The following is a 23,972-nucleotide window of genomic DNA, read 5'->3' on the forward strand; positions in this document are numbered from 1 at the left end:
CTTTGAAATAAGGACACATTCATGAGTTTCACTCGCATTAATGGAGTATTGCACGCAGAGCAATGTTCTATGGAGCAGCTTGCGCAGCAATTTGGTACACCTTTGTATGTTTATTCAAAAGCAGCTTTTGAAAAACATTACTTAGATATGGACCGTGCTTTTGATTTTATTGATCATCAAATCTGTTTTGCGGTGAAATCTAACTCAAATATAGCTGTTCTTAATGTCTTGGCAAAACTTGGTGCTGGTTTTGATATCGTATCAGGTGGTGAACTTGCACGCGTTTTAAAAGCGGGTGGAGATGCATCTAAAGTTGTTTTTTCTGGTTTAGGTAAAACCGAAGCCGATATCGAAACATCGTTAAATGTGGGTATTGCTTGCTTTAACGTTGAGTCTTATGCAGAGCTGGACCGCCTTCAAAAGGTTGCAGCACGTCTAGGCAAAAAAGCGCCAATTTCTTTACGTGTAAATCCAGACGTAGATGCAAAAACTCATCCTTATATTTCAACAGGTTTAAAAGAAAATAAATTTGGTATTCCAAGTGATACCGTTTATGAAACTTATCAATATGCTGCATCTTTACCAAACCTTGAAATTATTGGAATTGACTGCCACATCGGTTCGCAATTGACCGAGACTAAACCGTTTGTTGATGCTTTAGATCGTGTCATGTTGATGGTCGAAGAACTAAAAAAACTTGGTATTACTCTTAAACACATCGATATCGGTGGTGGTTTGGGGGTTTGTTATAAAGATGAAACACCGCCAAGTGTTGAAGAATATGCCAACTCAATGAAACCTGCTTTAGAAAAATTAGGTCTCAAGGTTTATATGGAACCGGGTCGTAGCATTAGTGCAAATGCAGGTGTGCTTCTAACAAAAGTTGATTTGCTCAAGCCAACGAGCCACCGTAACTTTGCCATTATTGATGCTGCAATGAATGATTTAATTCGCCCTGCTTTATATGAAGCTTGGATGGATATTCAACCTGTAGTGCCAAGTTCAGATAATGAAGAAAAAACTTGGGATCTCGTTGGAGCAATCTGTGAAACAGGTGACTTCATTGGTAAAGATCGTTCATTGGCTTTAAAAGAAAATGACTTGTTAGCTGTTCTTGGCGCTGGCGCTTATGGTTTTGTAATGAGTTCAAATTACAACACACGTGGTCGTGCCGCAGAAGTGATGGTGTCAGGCGATAAAGCCCATTTGATTCGTGAGCGTGAAACGGTTGAGTCCCTTTGGGAAAATGAACGCTTGTTGCCTGAGGAGTAAATGAAATGTTGTTAGAATTTACTAAAATGCATGGCCTAGGCAACGACTTTATGGTGGTTGATCTAATCAGCCAACGTGCTTATTTGGATACAGAAACAATTCAACGCTTAGCCGATCGCCATTTCGGTATTGGTTTTGATCAGCTTTTAATTGTTGAACCACCAGATTTACCGGAAGCAGATTTTAAATATCGTATTTTTAATGCCGATGGTTCTGAAGTTGAACAATGTGGTAATGGTGTACGCTGTTTTGCTCGTTTTGTACATGAGCGCCATTTAACAACCAAAACAAGTATTACTGTCCAAACCAAAGCAGGTATTGTAAAACCTGAATTGGGGCAAAATGGTTGGGTTCGCGTCAATATGGGCTACCCGAAATTCTTGCCGAATGAAATTCCATTCATTGCAGAACGACCTGAAGCTTTATATACACTTGAGTTAGCTAACGACCAGAACATTAATATTGATGTGGTCAATATGGGCAATCCTCATGCTGTCACTATTGTTCCAGACGTACTAACTGCTGATGTTGCTGGCATTGGTCCACAAGTTGAATCACATAAACGTTTCCCTGAGCGTGTTAATGCTGGCTTTATGCAAGTGATTGATGAAAAACATGTTCGCTTACGAGTATTTGAACGTGGTGTTGGTGAAACATTAGCTTGTGGTACAGGGGCATGTGCTGCTGCGGTAAGTGGTATGCGCCGTGGTCTACTTGCGAACTCAGTTGAAGTTGAACTTGCTGGCGGTAAGTTACAAATTGAATGGCAAGAAGGCGATGTGGTTTGGATGACTGGTCCAACAACTCATGTATATGATGGGCGTTTGGATTTACGTTATTTCCAAGGCTAATCGCATCACTTAAATAGAAGCCTCTTTTCATCAGCTAAAGTGATAAAAGAGGCTTTTTTTATATGTACAATAATATTTGATTTAATTATCTTTTACTCAAAGCTAATTTCAAAGCAAACAACACAAAAATACTGCCAGTAATTCGGTCCATATATTTCACAAATTTGGGTTGCTTAAGATAACGTGACAGTGGCTGCATAACCAAAATTAATAAAGTTGACCATAACATTCCAATGACGACATGAATCATTACCAGTCCCATCACCCAAGTAACTGCTGATGCTTGTGGTGGAATAAACTGTGGAAGAAATGAAATATAAAAAATACCAACTTTGGGATTAAGTAAATTACCCAAAAAGCCTTTAATAAACCAATTTTGTGAAGGAGAGGTATTTGAACTATTCTCTTGAATATCTGCAAGTTGGCTACGTGGTTTTAAAATCATATTTAAACCTAACCATGCTAGATAAGCTGCTCCCATCCATTTTAGAATATTAAAAGCGAGATCAGATGCCATGAGCAAAGCACCTAGACCACAGGCAACCATAATTCCCCATACAATACAGCCAAGGCTAATGCCGACCGCTGCTTGAAACGCTTTCGATTTACCTTCAAGTGTTGCTGTACGAATAATTAAAGTCGTATCTAAACCTGGGGTCAGTGTAAGTAAGGTAATCGCAATTAAATAAGGAATGAGTATGGTGGTCATGGCGGCATGGTCCAATGAATACTTGGTTTAAATTGTAATATATAAATTAGATCAGCATTAGGTTGTGCGATATCAAATTTTCATGATCACATAGTTTTTGATACACTCAAAAAAATGAGCAAATAAATGGAGAGCAATTTGGATTTTGCATTACAACTGCTCTCAATGTGGTTAAAAGAAAGAAAAATACAGAATCAATCTGAGCACACGATTACTGCTTATGAACGAGATGTTAAAAGCTTTCTTGAGTTCTGCGAGCACAAACAACTAGATTTGAGAAATATTGAAGCTTCAGATTTAAGAGAGTACTTAGCGCAGCGTGTCGAACAGGACCAGTTAAGTTCAAGTAGCATGCAACGTCATCTCACCTCAATTCGTCAATTTATGAAGTGGGCTGAACAAGGTAAATATCTAGAAATTAATCCTACCGACGATTTTAAGTTAAAACGCCAACCTAGACCTTTGCCCGGCATGATCGACATAGAAACGGTTAATCAAATTTTGGATCAACCTATGCCAGAAAAACCGGTTGATCAGCAATTGTGGTTAAGAGATAAAGCGATGCTCGAGTTACTTTACTCAAGTGGTTTACGTTTGGCTGAATTACAGGGTTTAACAGTTAAGGATGTAGATTTTAATCGCCAACTTGTTCGTATTACAGGTAAAGGAAATAAAACCCGTATAGTACCATTTGGGAAAAAAGCAAAAGAAAGCCTATTGAATTGGTTGAAAGTTTACAAAATTTGGAAAGGACATTTCGATCAAAACGATTCTGTCTTTATTTCCTTGCGAGGAGGGGCGCTCACTCCAAGACAAATTGAAAAACGTGTGAAGCTTCAAGCACAAAGAGCAGGTGTAAATGTCGATTTACATCCGCATTTACTCAGACATTGTTTTGCTAGCCATATGCTATCGAGTAGCGGTGATTTGCGTTCAGTACAAGAAATGCTAGGCCATAGTAATTTATCTACCACACAAATTTATACGCATATTGATTTCGATCATTTGGCACAAGTGTATGATCAAGCGCATCCAAGAGCACATAAAGACTAAAATTTAAAAATAGACTCAATAAATAGATAATTAAGTTGAGAGGTTTTAGGAGAATGTAGAGATCATTTGTATTTTTTTACAAATTTGTTTAAGAGAAATAGTCAAAACAGCCAAATTGACCATTTTGATCTTTGAGTATTTTGTGGACGACTGGGTCTAAAAAACGTCGGATTTATGGTTTTTAAAAGTAATCTTATGTTTCTAGCTAATATGCTAAATAAGATAAAAAGATAATAAAAATCAATGTATAAAATAGAGTTTAAAAAGAATAAAATAGGCCTTCATAGAAGTCTAAAATTTTTTTATGAACTGATGATTTCATTTTTTTTGTGCTGTTCCAGAAAATTGTGACTTGACCGAAATGCCAAACACATTGCAAGATAGGGTACCTAAAAAATTTTAATTGAAGAGTTAATATACTTTTCTCAACATTTACTTTTGCTAGAACAGCCGAGGATTACATGAAGGCTCTTGTTGCTGTAAAACGCGTGGTTGATGCCAACGTTAAAGTTCGTGTTAAGCCGGACAATAGTGGGGTTGACCTTACCAACGTAAAAATGTCAATTAACCCATTTTGTGAAATCGCAGTGGAAGAAGCGGTTCGCTTAAAAGAAAAAGGAACAGTATCAGAAATCGTTGTTGTTTCTGTTGGTCCTAAAGAAGCTCAAGAACAAATCCGTTCTGCAATGGCTCTAGGCGCAGACCGTGGTATTTTGGTTGAAACTACTGATGAAATTGGCGCTTTAGAAGTTGCTAAAATTTTAAAAGGTGTTGTTGAAGCTGAAAAACCAGAACTTATCCTTCTTGGTAAACAAGCAATTGATGATGACTCTAACCAAGTAGGTCAAATGCTTGGTGCATTATTAGGTGCTGGTCAAGGTACATTCGCTTCTGAAGTGAAAGTTGATGGCGGTAAAGTACAAGTGACTCGTGAAGTTGACGGTGGTTTACAAACTGTTGAACTTACACTTCCTGCAATCATCACGACTGACTTGCGTTTGAACGAGCCACGTTATGCAGCATTGCCTAACATCATGAAAGCTCGTAAGAAGCCACTTGATACTAAATCTCCTGCGGATTATGGCGTTACAGCTGGTACTAAGCTTAAAACTGTTAAAGTTGAAGCTCCAGCAGAACGTAAAGCTGGCGTACAAGTGAAATCTGTAGATGAGCTTGTTGAAAAATTGAAAAATGAAGCGAAAGTGATCTAATACGGAAGGATAAAATCATGAGTATTTTAGTTATCGCTGACCACAACAACCAAGTACTTAACGGTGCTACTTTAAACGTTGTTGCTGCAGCACAAAAAATCGGTGGTGATATTACTGTATTAGTTGCTGGTTCTGGTGCTCAAGCAGTTGCTGATGCTGCTGCTAAAGTTGCTGGTGTAAGCAAAGTTTTACTTGCTGACAACGCTGCTTATGCAAACCAATTAGCTGAAAACGTAGCTGGCCTAGTTGCTGACTTGGCTAAAGGTTACAAATACGTTTTAGCTGCTTCTACAACGACTGGTAAGAACATTCTTCCACGTGTTGCTGCTCTTCTTGATGTAAGCATGATCACAGATATCATTTCTGTTGAATCTGCGAACACATTCAAGCGTCCTATCTACGCAGGTAACGCGATTGCAACTGTTCAATCTGACGAAGCAATCATTGTTGGTACCGTTCGTGGTACAGCATTTGATCCAGTTGCTGCGGAAGGCGGTTCAGCTGCTGTTGAAACAGTTGGCGAAGTAAAAGATGCGGGTATTTCTCACTTCGTATCTGAAGAAATCGTTAAACTTGATCGTCCAGAATTAACTGCGGCTCGCATCGTAGTTTCTGGTGGTCGTGGTGTAGGTTCTGGTGAGAACTACCATAAAGTACTTGATCCATTAGCTGACAAGCTTGGTGCAGCACAAGGTGCTTCACGTGCAGCAGTTGATGCAGGCTTTGTACCTAACGATTTCCAAGTTGGTCAAACTGGTAAAATCGTTGCTCCTGAGCTTTATGTTGCTGTAGGTATTTCTGGTGCGATCCAGCATTTAGCTGGTATGAAAGATTCTAAAGTTATTGTTGCAATCAACAAAGACGAAGAAGCGCCAATCAACAGTGTTGCTGACTACTGGTTAGTTGGTGATTTGAACACTGTAGTACCAGAATTGGTATCTAAACTTTAATCTTTACTGATTAAAGCTAAAAAACCCTTAGTTATTACTAGGGGTTTTTTATTATGAATAGTGATCTGAAATGTATAACTGAGACTTTTATCTCATTTCAGGTTTGATTTTTATAGAATAAAAATCACATAGTTTTATTAAGAATAGAAGATGCTCGTTATAGCGATATGATAAGAATAATATGCAATTAAATTATACAAATATCACCAGATTGGCGGTGTAGATTCCGCACATTACAAAGTGCTTTTATGCTATAGTATACAGCTATATTTTTTTCGATTTTAGTTCAGTTTCCGGAACTAAATTTTTTGCAAGATCAAGACATATAAGCAGATGGAAATTTCTATCTGTAAGAAGGAGTATGCATGAGCGTATCGGAAATCCGACCGATTGCCATTGAGGACGAACTCAAGCATTCATATTTAGATTACGCGATGAGTGTAATCGTATCTCGTGCATTGCCGGATGTGAGAGACGGTCTTAAACCTGTTCACCGTCGTGTGCTTTATGCCATGCACGAATTGGGCAATGACTATAACAAAGCCTACAAGAAATCTGCGCGTGTTGTTGGGGACGTAATCGGTAAATATCACCCTCACGGTGACTCAGCTGTTTATGAAACCATTGTACGTATGGCTCAGGACTTTAGCTTACGTTATTTATTGGTAGATGGTCAGGGTAACTTCGGTTCGATTGATGGTGATAGCGCAGCTGCGATGCGTTATACCGAAGTCCGTATGACCAAGCTTGCACACGAGCTTCTTGCAGATCTAGAAAAAGACACGGTTGATTGGGAAGATAACTACGACGGTTCTGAGCGTATTCCTGAAGTACTTCCGACACGTGTTCCTAACTTGTTAATTAATGGTGCTGCTGGTATTGCCGTAGGTATGGCAACCAACATGGCACCGCATAACATGACAGAAGTTGTGAATGCGTGCTTAGCCTATGCTGACAATCCGAATATCTCGATTGAAGGATTGATGGAATACATTACGGGTCCTGACTTTCCTACAGGCGGTATTATTTACGGTAAATCAGGTATTGTTGATGCCTACCGTACAGGTAAAGGCCGCTTACACATTCGTGGTAAGTACCATTTCGAAGAAGACGAAAAGACAGGCCGTACAACCATCGTCTTTACTGAAATTCCATATCAAGTAAACAAAGCAAGAGTTATTGAACGTATTGCCGAGTTAGTGAAAGAGAAAAAACTTGAAGGTATTTCAGAACTTCGTGATGAGTCTGACAAAGAAGGTATGCGTATTGCAATTGACTTAAAGCGTGGTGAAAACGCTGAAGTCGTTGTAAATAACTTATTCTTAAATACTCAACTTGAAAACTCATTCAGCATCAACATGGTTTGTCTTGATAACGGACAACCAAAATTGATGAATCTGAAAGATATTATTGCGGCATTTATCCGTCACCGCCAAGAAGTTGTGACACGCCGTACCATGTTCGAACTGCGTAAAGCACGTGAACGTGGTCATATCTTAGAAGGCTTAACCGTTGCTTTAGCCAATATCGATGAAATTATCGAGACGATTAAAACTTCTGCTAACCCTGCTGAAGCGCGTGAGCGTTTACTTGCAGGTGAGTGGGCAGGTGGTGGTGTCGTTTCATTGCTTGAAAAAGCTGGCGCAATTTCTGTTCGTCCAGATGAAATCGAAGGTGAAGATCCAAATCGTCCATTTGGTTTAACTGAATCGATTTATCGTTTATCACCAACACAAGTAGGCGCAATTTTAGAATTACGTTTACATCGTTTAACAGGTCTTGAACAAGACAAATTACATGCAGAATATACTGAGATCTTAGGTCAAATCGCTGAGCTTACTGCGATTTTGAATGATTTCAATTTATTGATGGTTGTAATTCGCGAAGAGTTGGCACTGGTACTACAACAGTATGGTGATGGACGTCGCACTGAAATTATTGAATCACGTATTGATTTTAGCCGTGAAGATTTAATTCCTGAAGAGCAAGTTGTATTAACGGTTTCACAAACAGGTTATGCAAAAACTCAACCACTTTCAGATTATCAGGCTCAGCGCCGTGGTGGACGTGGTAAGTCTGCAACTTCAATGAAAGATGATGACTTTATTCAACATCTGATTGTAGCTTCAAACCATGCGACTGTGCTGTGCTTTACCAACGTAGGTAAAGTATATCGCCTTCGTGTGTTTGAAGTGCCTCAAGCATCACGTGGTGCCAAAGGCCGTCCGATTGTGAACTTGTTACCTTTAGATGCGAATGAAACAGTAACAGCTATCTTGCCGTTGACTGAGTTCCCAGAAAACCATTACGTATTTATGGCGACAGCATCAGGTACGGTTAAACGTGTTGAGTTAGAGCAATTCGCTAATATCCGTTCAAATGGTTTACGTGCAATTGAGCTCAATGAAGAAGATACCTTAATTGGTGTTGCGATTACTGATGGTAATCAGCAAATCATGTTGTTCTCGAACGAAGGTAAGGCAATCCGTTTTGCTGAGACTGACGTACGTGCAATGGGTCGTACTGCGAAAGGTGTTCGTGGTATGCGCGTGAGCTTTGCAAACAGTACTTTAAGTGAAGAAGATGCAGAAGTTGAAAATGATGAATCAGATGACAATGACGATTCAGCAGATTCAAATTTAGTAAGCCGTATCGTATCGCTTGTAGTTGTACCTGAAACAGGTGAAGTGCTGTGTGCAAGTGCCAATGGTTACGGTAAGCGTACTCCAGTAAATGACTTCCCGACCAAGAAACGTGGCGGTAAAGGTGTAATTGCGATTAAGACGAGCGAACGTAACGGTGAGCTTGTTGGTGCAGTGTCTATTGACGAAACCAAAGAATTGTTACTTATTTCTGATGGCGGTACGTTAGTTCGTACTCGTGCAGCAGAAGTTGCAATGACTGGTCGTAATGCACAAGGTGTGCGTCTAATTCGCTTAAGCGAAGAAGAAACTCTAGTAGGCGTTGTGTCTATTGAAGCTGTCGAGGATGAAGAAGAATTTCTCGAAGGCGAAGTAGATACTACCGAGACTGATAGCGAAGAAGCTGTATCAAATAATGAAGATGCTTCTGAAGAGTAAGTAAAACTTTAATAAAAAAGGAAGCATAAGCTTCCTTTTTTATTTTTATGAAGAAGATTTTTTAACAAGCCGATAATAAGATAAACTCACCAATATTAATCCAAGGGTCCCAAGAAATATCAGCTTTGGTACAACCGTGGCTAATGGAACGCCCATCTGGTTAAGTTGCACAAACATTTGTACCGCATGTGTTGAGGGTAAACACCATGCCAACCATTGTAACCATTCTGGCATGGCTTGATGAGGCCAAGCGGCTCCAGTTAGTAAGAATAAAGGTACTGAGCTAAATACAATAATATGTCCGGCACGTTCCGGCATATCTAAAAGTGAACCGATCAACATGCCTAGTCCAATAATACAACTAATAAAAATTGGAACGGCAATGAGGAGACCTATAAAATTTCCACCGTGTGGATAGTCATTGAACCACAGCGTAAAACCAAAAAGATAAAAACTACTTAAACAACCAATGGTAAATATACTTGCGAAAATTCCAGTGAAGCGAACAGCTGTAATTTTTTGGTGTTGCTCACGGTAGCTTGCAATCAGCATCGCTAAACCTAACACAATAGTTTGATGAATAATCAAAGATGCAACAGCCGGAAAAATATAACTTCCATATCCTGAAAGAGGGTTAAATAACGGCACTTGATGAATAGAAAGCGCTGGCTGGAAATGTGTGCGCTGTCCAAATTTTTCAATATATTCTTTTAATGTAGCTTCTATCGAGGTTGCTAGACCTAAACCAATTTCTTTAGTTTTTAAAAAGTTGGTTGTGCTTAAGTATAAGCCGATTCCACCTGTTTCTCCTCTGCGTAAGCTTTGGGTTAAGTTATTTGGTAAAAGTAAAATACCATCGGCTTTTTGCTCACGGACCATTTGTTCAGCTTGTAAAAAATTGCTGGTAACTGTAACGATATGAATATGGGGGCTATTTGCACTTTGGCCAATCAATTGAGAAGTTAAGAGGCTTTGTTCTTCATCAACAATGACAATAGGAATAGATTCTGCCCGCTCAGCTTTATAGGCGGTAGGATAAAAAAAACTATAAAGAATGACCGATAAAATCAGAGTTGTGAAAACTGAACTATTTCCTACAATATCTTTAAAAGTTTGCAAATATGCCTTTAAAAATTCTTTCATTGCACTGCTCCCCGAATTAATTTTTTAAGCAGTAGAGAACTTAAAAAGAAGTAAATCAGGCAATAACCGATGAGTATTAAAAAAGGAATCATTGAAATGAAAATTGGACTGCCGATCATCCATTGTTCGGTTTGAAGCTTGGCATAAGGGGTATAAGGAATAATGAGTGACCAAAACTTGGTGAAAATAGGCGCATTATTTAAAGGTAGCGTAACGCCTGCGAAACTTAAAGAAGACCCACCATATACCGCGATAAAGCCAAAAGTTTTACTTAAATTTTTGGTTGCTAAAATAACTGTGCTGCTAATCAAAGCATAGGCAAAATAAAGTAGGAACTGTGCGCATAGCAATAAACTAAGAGAACCCGCTACGAACCAGCCACGAATTTCGACTAGCCAAAACATCCATAGCCATGTCCATGCACAAAATATAAGGCTATAAAGCAAATTTTTAGCCAATAAGCCTTGTATAAAACTTTCTCGGTTTACCCAGGCTGTTAATGTGCCACGTTTCAGTTCTTGTCCAATAGCAAAGGCAACACAACAACATAACAATAAGTGCAATACCGCTGGAACCATGAAAGGTTCTAAATAAAATTCATAGCTCATGCTGGGGTTATAGAGCGTTGAGATTTTGACATGAGCTGTAGGAACATCTAAATAGGGAATACTATTTACAAGATAACTTTGACCAGCATAGTCTGCTAAAGCATTGAGGGTACTGACCAACATTGCGGAAGAAATGGTATTTCCGACACTAAAAAAAGACTGGTTAAATGCAATGCTGATTTGAGCATCTTGTGCTTTAACGAAGCGTTTTTCAGCACCGTCTGGAATAAAAACGTAACCCCATATTTTAGTTTCGTTAAGTAATTGTTCAGCTTCAGTTGAGCTTGCCGTAATCGTTTTAATATCTACCGTATGATTTAACGAAAGATATTTTTCAATATTACGGCTGAGTTCACTTTGGTCCTGATCAATAATCGCAATTGGTAAATGTTCAGCTTTACCTGCATAAAACATGCTGCTAAACAAAAAAATGATAAAAGCAGGGATAAGTGTCACCATACACAAATCCCATTTATTGCTTTTTAGATAGTTTAGTTCCCGTAATATACTGGCAAACATGCTTTATTTTTCTTCTTTAATTTTAAATAGAACGCTCATGCCAACCTTTAAATCTTTGACAGGACGTTCAGGCACCAGATGTAATTTAAAGCTACGTATATCATAGCCCCCAGTTTGGCGAGTCGTTTTTATAGTGGCAAATTCACCTTCCGCCTCAATATTCTTGATTTTAAAATTCACATTCTGATTAAGAGCAGGTATGAATCCTTCAAGGGTTTTATTTTTATAAACGGATGCATATTGATTTTCACCGACGTTTAAACTTACCCATAAATCATCATCTTCTAAAATGCTAACAACAGGCACGCCCATAGCGACTAATTCGGAAGGCTTACCATAAGTTTTTGAAACCGTACCTGAAATAGGTGAGAGTAAGCGTGTCTCTGCTTCCAGTGCTTTTGCTTCGCTTACCGCTGCTTTTGCAATTTCAACTTGTGCATCTGCTGTAGATTTTTGCTGGCTAGTACTTCCACGTTTTGCACGAGCATATTGTTGATAAGAGGCTTCGCTTAATTCTTGAGCAGAAGTTTGAGCTGCAAGCATTTCATCTCGTCTTTGACGCGAAATGACACCTTGTCTATATAAATTTTCACCACGTTGGTAAGTGGTTTTTGCAAGGTTTGCTTGTGCTTTTGTGCTTTGCCAGTTGGCATAAAGTGTATCGATATTCTCTTGTTGAGAACCACGATCTACCGTAGATTGAAATGCTAAAGCAGATTGTAAGGTAGCCAAAGCTTGTTGCTTTTTAGCTTCTATTTCCGGGCTAACTAAACGAACAAGTGGTTGGCCTTTGGAAATTTTCTGGCCTTCTTGTACATAAATTTCTTCAATACGACTCGGAACTTTTGTGCTTACGTGAATAGTTTCGGCTTCAACTCGGCCTTGTAGTTCAATAGGTTTAGGCTGATAGCTTTTCCACAAACCAAAAATAATTAAACCTAATAAGGCAATGATGATCAGGCCAATAATCAGTTTAATTTTGGAATTTTTAGGAGGATTGGCGTCATTTTTATTTGTACTTGATTCTTGATGGTCACTAACAGGATCATCTTTTTTAACTTGAGTGGTTTCTGCTGTATCCGCAACAGGAGAATCTTGTTCTGAATGAGCTGAGTCTTGATTCATTTTATACTCCCATTAACGAATATAGTCGGTATGTGGTTGATTAACGTAAGCTTTAAACTGGTCAATTGAGCCGTGACTTTGTAGTAAAGTCGCGAGTGACATGACATATTTATAAGCATTTAAAGCCATTTCAGTTTTTAACGCACTTAATGCATTTTGCGCATCAATCACTTGGGTTGCTGTACCCATTCCTTCACGAAAAGAAAGTTCTTGAATACGTAGGTTTTCTTGAGCAGCATTTACGTTTCTTTGTAAAAGCTGATGACTTTGCTGAGCAGAGTTGAGCTCGTTATATGATTTATTCAAAAGAGCTTCAATCTCTTGTTTAGTTCGTTCAGTCATGAGCTCTGAAGCGTAGCGCTTCAATTCGGCAGCATGAATATTCTTATTTTTATCTACCCCAGAGAATAGGTTGTATTTTGCCATTACACCGACAATCCAGTTTTCATTTTCATCAAGCGCATATTCACCAAATGCAAATAGACTTGGTTTTTTTGCGGCTTGTTGAGCTTGAATATTGACATTAGCCAGTTGAGTATCCATCTGCATTTTTTGTACAAGGCTAGATTTTTGTGAATAACTGGTTAAAAGTGATTCTAGAGACTGGCTTGGGGTGTTGTTTACAAATAAAGGTGTACTTAAATCTACATTATTTTGTTGATGTAAAAGATTATTAAGACTAAAACGGCTGGCGTTTAAGTTAGCTTGAGTATTTTGTAAAGTACGTTCCGCATTATTACGCGCGACTTCAAATTGCATGCGTTGCCCTTTACTAATAAATCCTTGTTGTTCCAGCTTTAGGGCATTGTTGTAATGTTTTTGCATCGCATTAAAGTTAAATAAGCTACTTGCGACCAGTTGCTGCTGTAATTGCACATTAAAGTAACTTTGTACCACTTCAAATCGCTGTATATCTTGTTGTTGTTGACTTGAAAGTTCAGAACGCTGTGCTTGTATATTTGCTATTTTTTTAGCGCTGCTGGTTAAGCCGCCTGTATAGAGTGGCATTACGACTGAGATAGAAGGGCGTACCACCTGATCTTCGATAGTCAGGTTTGCGTAATCAGGAAAGCGATTTATACCATCATGTATGGTTTGGTTTGCACCTTCTTGAACTTGACCCAGCACGTCTGATGGAATGACATTGTTCCACTGTGAAAGTTTATCATTTAGCCCTTGGCTTAAATCATTCTCAAGTTTTTGTTTAAAAGCGCCAAGAGGTACATCTGTTTCACTATGAAAAGCGTAGGCTCTGACATTTAAATCAACTCTAGGTAATCCGAGGCCCTTAACTGCTTCAGCTTCTAATTGAGATGCTTGCTGTAATGCTTGGTTGGCTTGAGTACTATATGAACTTTTCAAAGCTTGTTGTTCTGCTTCAGCATAACTTAAGCTTCCGGCGTATAAATGATTAGTGAAAAAAAAGCCTAAAGCCAAAGCAAGATGTTTTGGTTTAAATGAAAATGGAAAAATAGAATGTCTATATCTGTGTGTTGGCATTTTAAATAACAATTTTTGGCATCCCTTATAGTTTAAATTTCTTGTTATTAAATTCAATTATCATCTTGTTTATTATACATTTGTATAAAAACATGGTGGTTTTTAGCTCCTTTAATTATTGAATTTACTAAGCCAATATTTTTGTAATAGCTATCAAGGTATGTGAAATGATAATCACAAGTCAAGTTGATCTTTTTGCTTAAAAATTTTTTTAAATGGGGAAGCTGGTCATTAAAACTAAGTAAATAACGACACCAATAATTGAAAAAATAAAGCTAAATACAGTCCAGCATTGAAATATTTACTTGAGAAGCTGCTGCAAGCTTAAGCAATCTGTGGTTAAATGCCATTTTTATTGTGTTTGACTTTATACAAGGGAAAAATCATGCGCGCGTACAATTTCTGTGCTGGTCCTGCTGCATTACCTACTGCCGTTTTAGAAAAAGCTCAACAAGAATTGTTGGATTGGCAGGGTAAAGGTCTATCCATCATGGAAATGAGTCACCGTAGTGCTGACTATGTTGCTGTGGCTGAAAAAGCTGAAGCAGATTTACGCAAGTTAATGAACATTCCAGAAAACTATAAAGTACTGTTTTTGCAAGGCGGTGCGTCATTACAATTTTCTGCTATTCCTTTAAACCTTTTAGGTAAGAACAGTAAAGCCGATTATATTCACACTGGCATCTGGTCTGAAAAAGCGTTAAAAGAAGCGAAACGTTATGGCGATATTAATGTTGTAGAAGCTGGCATTAAAGTAGATGGCAAGTTCGCAATTTCTGAACAAAGCGAATGGAATTTATCTGATGATGCAGCATATGTACATTATGCGGATAATGAAACGATTGGTGGCTTACAGTTCGCAGGAATTCCTGATGTAAAAGCGCCACTTGTTTGTGACTATTCATCAAGTATTTTGTCTGCTCCATTAGATGTGACTAAGTTTGGTTTAATCTATGCTGGCGCACAAAAAAATATTGGTCCTGCTGGTTTAACAATTGTCATTATTCGTGATGACTTACTTGATCAGGCTAAACCAGAAATTCCAAGTATTTTAAAATATGGCGACCAAGCCAAAAATGGTTCTATGGTAAATACACCATCGACTTACGCTTGGTACTTGTCTGGTTTGGTATTTGAATGGTTGCTAGAGCAGGGTGGGGTAGAGGCTATTCATAAAGTAAACCTTGAAAAAGCTCAGTTGTTATATGGTTATATCGACTCAAGCGATTTCTACAATAACCCGATCGCAATTCCAAACCGTTCAATTATGAATGTACCGTTTACCTTGGCAGATGAAGCTTTAGAAAAGCAATTCTTAAAAGAAGCGGAAGCTAATCACTTGTTGAATTTAGCTGGACACCGTTCTGTAGGTGGTATGCGTGCAAGTATTTATAATGCCGTACCATTAGAAGGCGTACAGGCTTTAATCAACTTTATGGATGATTTTGCAAAGCGTAATGGTTAAGCAAATCAAATAAATAAAGCCCTCAAATGAGGGCTTTATTTATTGAATAAGTTATAAATTAAAAAGGCACTAAACCAAACTGGTGCATGAATATGGCAGCTAAGAACATACCCAAGACAAAAAAGCAAAACGCACCAGTATCGACCTTTACGCGCAGGCTACTGGATTGAATGAGGCTGGTAGTTTGTTCGGGTATAATCTTCATTCAATAACCTAATTATTAAAATATTAGTGAAATTCAATTAGTTTCACCCTTTTTAGCACAAATAGTCGCCTGAATCCAGATATTACCGCGAATATATTCGCCAATATTAAAGTTTTTATACAAATCGTTTTTGGTCGCAATGCGCACTAATATGGCAGGAAGATCATCTTCTAAAACCAAAGTGACATCATAAAGGGTATATTCTGCCCCCATAAATGTCATAGAAGTTTTACCAACAATATTACCTTGGAACCATGCTTCATCTTCTTGACCAAGATTTTCACCATATAAATAGGCGACCATTTTAGAAAAATCAACGGTTACAGGTTCTTGATCTTCTGGAGTATTTGGTTGCCATTCATTAATGAGTTCCTGTAAGTTTTCAGGAGCAACACCATTATGTTCAGTTAAAATTGCATTTAATGCACGGTGATGTTTAATAGAAGCGGGGTCATCAACAATGATTTTTTCACCTGCTGGAACAGGTTCTAATTCATAAGCCCATGCATTAAATTGGACTTGATAGTTTTGATTTTTGTCATATTGACAGTAGTTAACACTAAATAAATTATCAAATGCATAAACGGTTGTATTTTTATTTAGTCTTAAACTTAACACGGCTTGTGTAGCAGAGTCACAAGTAATGATGCGTTCAATTTTCGCATTATATTGATATGGACTTTCAAAACTTGGGAAGGCTGTTTTAAGCGCACGAGGTTTTTGATTTTCAACAGCAATAATTTGATTGATCGTAACTTTTTGGTCTTGAGGACCTTGAATGAGCCAAAAAGATGGGTCCATGTCTTCTTCATGTTCACATAAACCCATTGGCATAACAGGTGCATCAAGTGCCAGTCCTAACCATTTTGGTACATCTGTTTCGGGATGGGACGTCAATAGATTCCAATGTTCTCCATGACTACCAAAATTTTGGTCATTTACTTTAATAACTTCTGGACTGTTTTGATTTTTCATAAGCATGATGCTGTTGGGTTCACATTACTTGTTATATTAAATCGAGGGTGTTTGCTATTTTTCAAGTCACCATATGTAAATTCTCTTGTAAAAGCGCATATTTAGTCATTTAAAGGGAAGCGGCGTTTCTATTTGTAAGTTAAAAGTACGTTTAATTTATAAAAAATTTAAATGTTGAAATTAAAAATCAGTTTAATCGTTATTTTTACTCACCTTAGAAAAGCATCTGTTAGACTAATATTTTTAGTGGAAATAGAGAATAACGTGCTGCCATTTAAGCTATGGGTAGACGCAGACGCCTTACCGAAAATTTTACGTGAAGTGATTTTACGCGCATCAGATCGTTATCAATTAGAAGTCATTTTTGTAGCCAATCAAAATGTTGGGATTACGCCTTCAGTACGAATTAAGTCAATACAGGTTTTAAGTGGTGCCGACCAAGCAGATAAAGAAATAGTTGATCGTATGGTTGAAAATGACATTGTCATTACGCAGGATATTCCTCTGGCAGCTCAAGTGATTGAGAAAGGAGGCGTTGCTATCCATCCGCGTGGTGAAGTCTATACAACTGCGAATGTTAAAGCACGTTTACATCTACGTGATTTCATGGATACGCTTCGTGGTGCGGGTGTGCAAACTGGTGGACCACCTCCTATTTCCGAACGAGATAAACGTGAATTTTCAAGTTCATTAGATCAAACGATTTTAAAGCAAAAACGTAAAACAGCTAAGTGAGCATCGCATGCCATCGCAAACCAATTTGGCTCTAACCTATGCCTTGTTAGTGTTTATCTGGGCAACAACTCCGTTGGCAATTGTCTGGAGTGTGTCTGATCTACATCTGATGTGGGCATTGTTATTACGCTTTTTTATTGCATTGCCTTTGGCTGTCATCATATTACTAATTTTGAGAACACCTTTTCCAACGCATCGACAAGCAGTTCATAGCTACATTGCCGGATCTTTTAGCTTAATTGGTTCTCAAATTTTCACTTATGCCGCGACCCAATATTTAAGTTCAGGCATGATCGCACTTATGTTTGGCTTAGCACCGATTATGGCGGGGCTTATTGGGCGGTTTGCTTTTGGCCAACAACTTTATAAGCTGCAATGGTTGGGTATGGCAATTGCGGTCTGTGGGCTAGCTATTATTTGTCTGAGCGGTGCGAATCAGCATGTACACCCGTTTGGTATTGTTCTTATGCTGATCAGTGTGTTTGTTTATTCATTTTCAATTTTCTGGGTCAAAAAAGTTAATGCACAGATTCAGCCAATGGCTCAGGCAACAGGCTCTATTTTAGTGTCTTCTATTTTTGCTAGTTGTTTTATTCCATTTATTTGGCAATATGCACCGACACATTTGCCAGAAGCCAAATCACTATTTGCCCTAATTTATACGGTACTCATGGCTTCACTCGTTGCCATGTTCTGTTATTTCAAACTTATACAAAATATTCAGGCAACGACTTTATCTTTAACAACGGTTATTACCCCTATGTTAGCGATGATGATTGGGGCTGCTTTAAACCATGAACAACTTTCAATTATGGTTTTTGTAGGCGCTTTGATCATCTTGTCTGGACTCTTTCTATATTTCTATAAAGACATTCAGGCAAACCGGAACTTTGCTCAACATATGAAGTCTAAATAGGAGAAGATTTGGGTAATTTGTTGAGCTTATTCATTAAATTGTTCTAATTCGTAGCGAAATGCACGATCAAATTGATCTCCCAACTCAACTAGTAGAAAATAGCGCAGCAATATAATATTAGGATTATTAAGGATAAGTCAGAACTTACTGATTTTTAAACCTTAATACAGCATCTAACGGTATGGCCAAATAGTAGATGTGGGTGCAATTTGACATCAACATCTTATATTTTCCATCAATGACCTTGGATTTAGAAGGTATGTTTAAACCAATCTCACTGTATATAGGGTTGAGATATACTCGCGCAAGACGCAGTAATCATTTTATTTCTTTTATTGCATTGGTTTCGATGGTCGGTTTGACACTAGGTGTCGCTGTGCTGATTACAGTACTTTCTGTCATGAACGGTTTCGATCGCGAATTGAAAAACCGTGTGTTAGGAATGGTGCCGCAAGCAACAGTTTCATCTACACAAATCCTCACGGATTGGCCTGAACTCGTGAAGCGAGTTGAACATCATCCACATGTAACAGGGGTTGCACCTTTTACGCAATTGCAAGGTATGTTAACTGCGCAAGGGCAAGTCGCTGGTATTATGGTGACGGGTATTGACCCAAAATATGAAAAGAATGTCTCTATTATTCAAAATCATATTGTTGCCGGGAGTTTAGATTCACTTAAAAAGGGTGAATTTGGTATTGTGCTTGGTAAAGATATGGCTGATTCATTGGGCTTACGTCTAAATGACAGCGTGACATTGGTTTTACCTGAAGCAACGCCATCTCCAGCAGGTGTTGTACCTCGTTTCAAGCGTTTTAAAGTGGTTGGTATTTTTAGTGTAGGCGCTGAAGTCGACTCTATGGTGGGTTATATCGCCCTATACGATGCTTCAACCTTATTACGCTTACCAGATGGTGCCCAAGGTGTCCGTTTAAAACTAGATGATATTTTTGCAGCGCCGCAAGTTGCTGACGACTTAGTAAAAAGTTTACCAAGCAATTTCTACGCGACGAACTGGACCTATACGCATGGTAATTTATTTAATGCCATTCAAATGGAAAAAACTCTAGTCGGTTTATTGCTTGTCCTTATTATTGTGGTTGCAGCATTTAATATTGTTTCATCATTGGTCATGGTGGTGACTGATAAAAAATCTGATATCGCAATTTTGCGTACATTAGGCGCTTCGCCATCGATGATCACTAAAATATTTATGGTTCAAGGTACCGTGATTGGGGTGATTGGTACAGTTGCAGGTACGGTTTTAGGTGTAATTTTAGCTTTAACTATTAGTGATATCATTTCATGGTTTAACAATGTATTGGGCTTAAATCTATTTGATGCTTACTTTGTACATTACCTTCCTTCTTATTTAAGATGGCAAGATGTAACGATTATCGTGATTGTTTCTTTACTTTTAAGCTTCTTGGCGACTATTTATCCGGCACTTCGTGCTGCCAAAGTTCAACCTGCCGAGGCACTGCGCTATGAGTAAAATTGTTTTAGAAGCGAAAGAAATATATAAACATTTTGATGACGGAAAATCTAAAGTTGAAGTCATTAAAGGTCTTTCTTTACAAGTTGAAGCAGGGCAGTTTGTTTCGATTGTCGGTGCGAGTGGTTCAGGTAAAAGTACTTTGCTTCATGTGCTAGGTGGTTTAGAGCAGCCAACTCAAGGGCAAGTATTTTTAAATGGTCAGCGTTTTGATAATTTAGGTGAAGCTGAACGTGGTTTTCAGCGTAACCAATACCTCGGTTTTGTTTATCAATTTCATCATTTATTACCTGAGTTTTCTGCGCTTGAAAATGTCGCGATGCCTTTAATGCTTCGTGCAGATAGCCAATTTAAATCTGTAAAAGCGCAAGCTGAATATTTACTTGATCGAGTTGGGTTATCTCATCGTATGGATCATAAGCCAGGTGAGCTTTCGGGTGGTGAGCGCCAACGTGTGGCTTTAGCGCGTGCTTTAGTCACTAAACCTGCGGTTGTTCTGGCTGATGAACCTACAGGTAATTTAGATCGTAAAACAGCTCTAGGTATTTTTGAATTACTGACCGATCTTAAGAAAGAACTCAACATGGCAATGTTAATTGTGACCCATGATGAGCATTTAGCTCAGGCTGCTGATTCTATTTTGCACATGCAAGATGGACTCTGGGTGAGTGGTTCTTAAAAAATTGTCATTAAATCACATTGTTAAAGCCCACTTAGTTGGGCTTTAATTTTGCCCCTAAAAAGATAATGATATGACTTTGCATGTTAAAACTTATTTTAATGGGGTGGATTGGGGGTATTGCATTTATGGGGATAGATATCCCTTTAATAATGCAATATGGGTGGTTAGGTAAAGTCTTGCTTGTTATGGGCTTTATTTTTTATATTTTTAAGAGAAATATTTTCTTAAATCGCCCCATATTAAAAACCATTTACTGTTTAGTCTGCGCTATTAGTTTTTTTACTATAGGACATCAATATGCTCAGTATGCCTTAAATGAAAGATTAGAACTGCGACAAATGCAGCCTAAATCTTTAGATATTATTGTGTATGTCGACCATATAAGTGAAGAAAAAGAAGATAAAACACAACAACCCGTTCAGGTACTAGGGCAGTCCTTACATCCCGTTAATTGGCTATTATATTTAAAAAATCAAAAAGTAATCTCAGCCATAGATGAGCCAAAATTACAATTAGGTCATTATTATCGAATTTCTGGCAAAACCAAACCTGCTCATAGTTACGCAGTGGCTGGTGTTTTTGACCAAGAACAGTGGTTCATTCAACGAAATATAATGTCCGGTTTTAGTGTTCAGCATATTGAGCCTTTAAGCTCTGATGAAATTTATCAGTTGGGTTATCAACATCATTTAAAAGAGCAACAAAAATTCTTTAACAGACAAAAGTTAAATGTAGAAAAGTTGCGCCTAACATTTAGATTAATGTTAAAACAATCTCCTTTGCAAAATAAAGGTCTGTTATTAGCTTTGTTAACAGGGGACGAAAGTCTCTTAAATGATGAGATTAAAAATCAATTTAAGGAATTAGGAATCTCTCATTTGTTAGCCATTTCAGGGCCTCATGTACTCATTTTTGCCATCATGTTGTCTTGGGTATTACATCAATTAATAAGACGTTATTATCCGCAGCTTTATTTGCGTCAACCTAAACAAATATGGGCCATGATTCCATTATGTTTCGGTGTTTTAATTTATACGGCATTTGTTGGTTTTGAAATTCCCGCCTTAAGAACTTTACTCTCAGTATTTTTATTTGCTTCTTTGTTATTGATTAAAGTGCCTGTTAAGCCATTTTCACTCTTGGTTTATAGTGCAAGTCTACTTTTACTTTTCGATCCCTTCAGTGTTTTATCAGCAGGCTTTTGGCTGTCTTATGGTTCTTGCTTTATTTTATTACGGATTTATCAAACTATAGAGCAGGCCCCAAATCTTGTTTCAACTAGTCTGTTATTTAGAATCATTCTTTTCAGTAAAATTTTAATTGAATCTCAAGGCAAAATATTTATTGCCTTATGTCCCTTAATGTTGATTTTCTTTCAACAAATTTCATGGGTTGCTCCTTTTACAAATATTATTGCTGTTCCTTTACTTGGAGGAGTAATTGTTCCTTTAAATATTTTTGCAGCTTGTGTATGGCTTATTTTTAAATCATTCGGAAATTTACTTTTTCAAATTAATGACGTCCTGATTAGTATAGTACTGTCATGTTTTAATCTTTTAGAGAAGTTATCTCTACCATTACAAGGCTTTAGCCTGACACCGCTTGCTTTGGTTTGCCTTAGCTTCGTTATTATTATCTTATTTTTACCGCGTGGAGTTTTACCAAAATCTTGGGGACTAATATGCTGTCTACCCTTGATCATTCCAGATGAGTCGTCCCAGCAAATTCAATTAAATATTATAGATGTAGGACAGGGGCAATCTATATTCTTACAGCACCCGCAGCAGACATGGCTCATCGATACGGGTGGGTCTTATGATGAGAAAGCTTTTAGTATTGGTCAAAATGTGGTGATTCCATATTTACGCCAAAAGGGAATTAAACAACTGGATCACGTCGTACTATCTCATCTTGATCAAGATCATAGCGGAGCATTTCCTTCTATTGCTCAGACTTTTCCTATTAAACAAGTCATATCAAATGAATTATGGAAAGAGCAAATTACAGAACCCTTTACTTATTGTCATCAAGGGCAAAAATGGCAATATCCACAATTAGATATTGAAATTCTTTGGCCTAAAGAAAAAGATTTAAACTTAGTTTCTTCAAATCAAAACCAATATTCTTGTGTGGTTTATATTCACTTAAAACAGATAAATGGTTATCAAAATTATTTAATTATGGGTGATGCAGGGTGGGAAGCAGAATATCAACTCATGAAAGAATATCCTGATTTAAAGGTAGATGTTTTGGTATTAGGTCATCATGGAAGTAAACATAGTTCGGCTTATGACTTTTTAGCGACTCTAAAACCAAAGCTTGTTGTTGCTTCTGCTGGCTTTAATAATCGTTATGGTCATCCAAGCAAAGAGGTTTTAGCGAGAGTACAAGCACTTAATCTTCCGTTTAAAAGCACAGTTGAACAAGGAACATTAAGCTTTGTATCTCGCAATCATCAGATGGTTTTATACACTCGTCGTTTCGAGCGTACTTGGCTTCACCGGAATTTGTGAAGCTTCTGCTTTAAGTCTATCTACAATTTGAAGTGCTTCATTTGGATCAATATTGTAAATATTATCTAAAGCTGGATTTGCTTTAAAACGTTTATAACTCCAGTGATAGTGTTCTGGATAATGTTGGATCAGTTGTTCAATGGCTTGATGAATAACAAAGGTTCCGTCATCGGCACTACCTTCGTAAATCTTCTCATCCATAGGCTCAATATGCATCGTAAAACCGTCGTGTTCATTACGAATTGCATAAAGAAATAATGCTTTGGCTTTTGTTTTCTGGATGAGCTTGGCACTTAAATTACTTGAAGCAAGTGGTACACCAAAATAATTGATCATATCCCCACCAACATTAGGGGTATGGTCGGGTAAAATTACCGTGGTTTCGCCTTGTTTGAGTGCTTTAAAAATTTGTCGAACACCCGTCTCATCGGTAGGTACCAAGTTGGCTTGTTCACGACTACGAGCTTCTCGAACAAAACGGTCTGCATCTTCATTTTTTACAGGCTTGTATAAAATAGTCATGGAAGTGAACTGGGCACACCAAGCATTCATGATTTCCCATGTACCAAAATGTGGAACAATCAATACCACACCTTTTTTTGCTGCCAGTGCTTCATGAAAGTAATGTTCACCCTCAATATGGTGAATACGTGAAATATTCTTACTATTTGATGAGCCCCAAATACTTAAAAACTCGAAGTATGAGGTTAACTCATTACGAATAGCTTGTTGTGTAATATCTATTCGTTGCTGTGGTGTTAAGTGGGGGAGTGCAATTTGTAAGTTAAGTTCTATACTTTTTGATGTTCTAGTAATTTTTAAAGTATTGACTAACCCTGCCAACATACGGGCAATAAAACGTCCAAATTGAATGGGTTGACGGCTAAAAGTTCTGAGTAAGTAATAGTTCATGCTTTTTACATCTAGTTTGGTCATCTATCGCGGTAAAAAGGAGGCAACAAGTA

General features: G+C 37.9%; 19 protein-coding genes and 1 pseudogene. 12 read left to right on the forward strand and 8 right to left on the reverse strand.

The genetic code is table 11. The features are described from left to right. Nucleotides 1-21: 21 nt before the first annotated feature. Both lysA and dapF read left to right on the forward strand, forming a co-directional pair. Nucleotides 22-1,272, forward strand: coding sequence for a diaminopimelate decarboxylase (gene lysA / locus RMB06_RS01580; RefSeq protein ID WP_311077947.1), 1,251 nt, complete (start codon nucleotides 22-24; stop codon nucleotides 1,270-1,272). A 5-nt stretch (nucleotides 1,273-1,277) separates the two neighbouring features. Next, complete coding sequence (gene dapF / locus RMB06_RS01585) at nucleotides 1,278-2,123, forward strand: diaminopimelate epimerase (RefSeq protein WP_057070343.1); 846 nt, start codon at nucleotides 1,278-1,280, stop codon at nucleotides 2,121-2,123. 85 nt (nucleotides 2,124-2,208) lie between these two features. Here dapF and RMB06_RS01590 read toward each other — a convergent pair whose 3' ends face one another. Next, the gene (locus tag RMB06_RS01590; protein WP_262728318.1) at nucleotides 2,209-2,832 is read right to left on the reverse strand and encodes a LysE family translocator; all 624 of its coding nucleotides are present in this window, start codon (nucleotides 2,830-2,832) and stop codon (nucleotides 2,209-2,211) included. A 165-nt stretch (nucleotides 2,833-2,997) separates the two neighbouring features. Here RMB06_RS01590 and xerA point away from each other — a divergent pair, with 165 nt between their 5' ends. The 4 genes from xerA (at nucleotide 2,998) to gyrA (ending at nucleotide 9,126) form a co-directional block, all read left to right on the forward strand. Then, entirely contained in the window at nucleotides 2,998-3,885 is an 888-nt protein-coding gene (xerA, locus tag RMB06_RS01595) for a site-specific tyrosine recombinase/integron integrase (protein ID WP_075383545.1), read from the forward strand. A gap of 461 nt (nucleotides 3,886-4,346) precedes the next feature. After that, entirely contained in the window at nucleotides 4,347-5,096 is a 750-nt protein-coding gene (locus RMB06_RS01600) for an electron transfer flavoprotein subunit beta/FixA family protein (protein ID WP_002118903.1), read from the forward strand. A 17-nt stretch (nucleotides 5,097-5,113) separates the two neighbouring features. Then, complete coding sequence (locus tag RMB06_RS01605) at nucleotides 5,114-6,046, forward strand: electron transfer flavoprotein subunit alpha/FixB family protein (RefSeq protein WP_002118921.1); 933 nt, start codon at nucleotides 5,114-5,116, stop codon at nucleotides 6,044-6,046. A 365-nt stretch (nucleotides 6,047-6,411) separates the two neighbouring features. After that, on the forward strand, nucleotides 6,412-9,126 hold the full coding sequence (gene gyrA, locus RMB06_RS01610) for a DNA gyrase subunit A (protein ID WP_311077952.1): 2,715 nt from the start codon (nucleotides 6,412-6,414) through the stop codon (nucleotides 9,124-9,126). Nucleotides 9,127-9,171: 45 nt separating this feature from the next. Here gyrA and RMB06_RS01615 read toward each other — a convergent pair whose 3' ends face one another. Genes RMB06_RS01615 through RMB06_RS01630 form a run of 4 tightly spaced genes read right to left on the reverse strand, consistent with a single transcriptional unit; the run spans nucleotide 9,172 to nucleotide 14,021 of the window. Further along, complete coding sequence (locus RMB06_RS01615) at nucleotides 9,172-10,269, reverse strand: ABC transporter permease (protein ID WP_311077954.1); 1,098 nt, start codon at nucleotides 10,267-10,269, stop codon at nucleotides 9,172-9,174. Continuing rightward, the gene (locus RMB06_RS01620; protein WP_311077956.1) at nucleotides 10,266-11,396 is read right to left on the reverse strand and encodes an ABC transporter permease; all 1,131 of its coding nucleotides are present in this window, start codon (nucleotides 11,394-11,396) and stop codon (nucleotides 10,266-10,268) included. The genes RMB06_RS01615 and RMB06_RS01620 overlap by 4 nt, the downstream gene beginning before the upstream one ends. A 3-nt stretch (nucleotides 11,397-11,399) precedes the next feature. Further along, nucleotides 11,400-12,521: an efflux RND transporter periplasmic adaptor subunit gene (locus tag RMB06_RS01625; RefSeq protein ID WP_311077958.1), complete on the reverse strand. Its 1,122-nt coding sequence runs from the start codon at nucleotides 12,519-12,521 to the stop codon at nucleotides 11,400-11,402. Nucleotides 12,522-12,533: 12 nt separating this feature from the next. Next, nucleotides 12,534-14,021 carry a TolC family protein gene (locus RMB06_RS01630; protein ID WP_130173551.1) on the reverse strand — a complete coding sequence of 496 codons (1,488 nt, stop codon included), beginning with the start codon at nucleotides 14,019-14,021 and terminating at the stop codon, nucleotides 12,534-12,536. 385 nt (nucleotides 14,022-14,406) lie between these two features. Between RMB06_RS01630 and serC the strand changes: the two genes are divergently transcribed. Beyond that, entirely contained in the window at nucleotides 14,407-15,486 is a 1,080-nt protein-coding gene (gene serC, locus RMB06_RS01635) for a 3-phosphoserine/phosphohydroxythreonine transaminase (RefSeq protein WP_005067728.1), read from the forward strand. Between the two features lie 238 nt (nucleotides 15,487-15,724). Here serC and RMB06_RS01640 read toward each other — a convergent pair whose 3' ends face one another. Continuing rightward, on the reverse strand, nucleotides 15,725-16,666 hold the full coding sequence (locus tag RMB06_RS01640) for a hypothetical protein (RefSeq protein WP_064784601.1): 942 nt from the start codon (nucleotides 16,664-16,666) through the stop codon (nucleotides 15,725-15,727). 246 nt (nucleotides 16,667-16,912) lie between these two features. Here RMB06_RS01640 and RMB06_RS01645 point away from each other — a divergent pair, with 246 nt between their 5' ends. Together RMB06_RS01645 and RMB06_RS01650 are read left to right on the forward strand one after the other, a co-directional pair. After that, nucleotides 16,913-17,401: a YaiI/YqxD family protein gene (locus RMB06_RS01645; protein ID WP_078210287.1), complete on the forward strand. Its 489-nt coding sequence runs from the start codon at nucleotides 16,913-16,915 to the stop codon at nucleotides 17,399-17,401. A 7-nt stretch (nucleotides 17,402-17,408) separates the two neighbouring features. Continuing rightward, on the forward strand, nucleotides 17,409-18,317 hold the full coding sequence (locus RMB06_RS01650) for a DMT family transporter (protein WP_063099457.1): 909 nt from the start codon (nucleotides 17,409-17,411) through the stop codon (nucleotides 18,315-18,317). 29 nt (nucleotides 18,318-18,346) lie between these two features. On the opposite strand, the pseudogene RMB06_RS18245 reads toward RMB06_RS01650, so the two are convergent. Next, nucleotides 18,347-18,448, reverse strand: a pseudogene (locus RMB06_RS18245) (PilZ domain-containing protein); the annotation flags it as partial. Nucleotides 18,449-18,576: 128 nt separating this feature from the next. On the opposite strand from RMB06_RS18245, the gene RMB06_RS01655 reads away from it, so the two are divergent. The 3 genes from RMB06_RS01655 to RMB06_RS01665 all read left to right on the forward strand — a co-directional run bounded on the left by RMB06_RS01655 (nucleotide 18,577) and on the right by RMB06_RS01665 (nucleotide 23,007). After that, nucleotides 18,577-19,812 (forward strand): lipoprotein-releasing ABC transporter permease subunit, encoded by a 1,236-nt coding sequence (locus RMB06_RS01655; protein WP_004790618.1) that lies wholly within the window; start codon nucleotides 18,577-18,579, stop codon nucleotides 19,810-19,812. After that, entirely contained in the window at nucleotides 19,805-20,491 is a 687-nt protein-coding gene (gene lolD / locus RMB06_RS01660; protein WP_002118798.1) for a lipoprotein-releasing ABC transporter ATP-binding protein LolD, read from the forward strand. Before RMB06_RS01655 ends, lolD begins: the two co-directional genes overlap by 8 nt. A gap of 83 nt (nucleotides 20,492-20,574) precedes the next feature. Then, entirely contained in the window at nucleotides 20,575-23,007 is a 2,433-nt protein-coding gene (locus RMB06_RS01665; protein WP_311077968.1) for a DNA internalization-related competence protein ComEC/Rec2, read from the forward strand. On the opposite strand, the gene RMB06_RS01670 is transcribed toward RMB06_RS01665, so the two are convergent. Beyond that, nucleotides 22,960-23,943 carry a lysophospholipid acyltransferase family protein gene (locus tag RMB06_RS01670; protein WP_311077970.1) on the reverse strand — a complete coding sequence of 328 codons (984 nt, stop codon included), beginning with the start codon at nucleotides 23,941-23,943 and terminating at the stop codon, nucleotides 22,960-22,962. The two genes, RMB06_RS01665 and RMB06_RS01670, sit on opposite strands and share 48 nt — an antisense overlap. Nucleotides 23,944-23,972 lie beyond the last annotated feature (29 nt).

This window comes from Acinetobacter sp. V104_13, from assembly GCF_031798995.1.
GTDB lineage: Bacteria > Pseudomonadota > Gammaproteobacteria > Pseudomonadales > Moraxellaceae > Acinetobacter > Acinetobacter pittii.

What these genes read in the sequence shown, in the direction of transcription:
- lysA (WP_311077947.1), top strand. Translation starts at nt 22, where the DNA reads ATGAGTTTCACTCGCATTAATGGAGTATTGCACGCAGAGCAATGTTCT.
- dapF (WP_057070343.1), top strand. Translation starts at nt 1,278, where the DNA reads ATGTTGTTAGAATTTACTAAAATGCATGGCCTAGGCAACGACTTTATG.
- RMB06_RS01590 (WP_262728318.1), bottom strand. Translation starts at nt 2,832, where the DNA reads ATGACCACCATACTCATTCCTTATTTAATTGCGATTACCTTACTTACA.
- xerA (WP_075383545.1), top strand. Translation starts at nt 2,998, where the DNA reads ATGTGGTTAAAAGAAAGAAAAATACAGAATCAATCTGAGCACACGATT.
- RMB06_RS01600 (WP_002118903.1), top strand. Translation starts at nt 4,347, where the DNA reads ATGAAGGCTCTTGTTGCTGTAAAACGCGTGGTTGATGCCAACGTTAAA.
- RMB06_RS01605 (WP_002118921.1), top strand. Translation starts at nt 5,114, where the DNA reads ATGAGTATTTTAGTTATCGCTGACCACAACAACCAAGTACTTAACGGT.
- gyrA (WP_311077952.1), top strand. Translation starts at nt 6,412, where the DNA reads ATGAGCGTATCGGAAATCCGACCGATTGCCATTGAGGACGAACTCAAG.
- RMB06_RS01615 (WP_311077954.1), bottom strand. Translation starts at nt 10,269, where the DNA reads ATGAAAGAATTTTTAAAGGCATATTTGCAAACTTTTAAAGATATTGTA.
- RMB06_RS01620 (WP_311077956.1), bottom strand. Translation starts at nt 11,396, where the DNA reads ATGTTTGCCAGTATATTACGGGAACTAAACTATCTAAAAAGCAATAAA.
- RMB06_RS01625 (WP_311077958.1), bottom strand. Translation starts at nt 12,521, where the DNA reads ATGAATCAAGACTCAGCTCATTCAGAACAAGATTCTCCTGTTGCGGAT.
- RMB06_RS01630 (WP_130173551.1), bottom strand. Translation starts at nt 14,021, where the DNA reads ATGCCAACACACAGATATAGACATTCTATTTTTCCATTTTCATTTAAA.
- serC (WP_005067728.1), top strand. Translation starts at nt 14,407, where the DNA reads ATGCGCGCGTACAATTTCTGTGCTGGTCCTGCTGCATTACCTACTGCC.
- RMB06_RS01640 (WP_064784601.1), bottom strand. Translation starts at nt 16,666, where the DNA reads ATGAAAAATCAAAACAGTCCAGAAGTTATTAAAGTAAATGACCAAAAT.
- RMB06_RS01650 (WP_063099457.1), top strand. Translation starts at nt 17,409, where the DNA reads ATGCCATCGCAAACCAATTTGGCTCTAACCTATGCCTTGTTAGTGTTT.
- RMB06_RS01655 (WP_004790618.1), top strand. Translation starts at nt 18,577, where the DNA reads ATGTTTAAACCAATCTCACTGTATATAGGGTTGAGATATACTCGCGCA.
- lolD (WP_002118798.1), top strand. Translation starts at nt 19,805, where the DNA reads ATGAGTAAAATTGTTTTAGAAGCGAAAGAAATATATAAACATTTTGAT.
- RMB06_RS01665 (WP_311077968.1), top strand. Translation starts at nt 20,575, where the DNA reads ATGTTAAAACTTATTTTAATGGGGTGGATTGGGGGTATTGCATTTATG.
- RMB06_RS01670 (WP_311077970.1), bottom strand. Translation starts at nt 23,943, where the DNA reads ATGACCAAACTAGATGTAAAAAGCATGAACTATTACTTACTCAGAACT.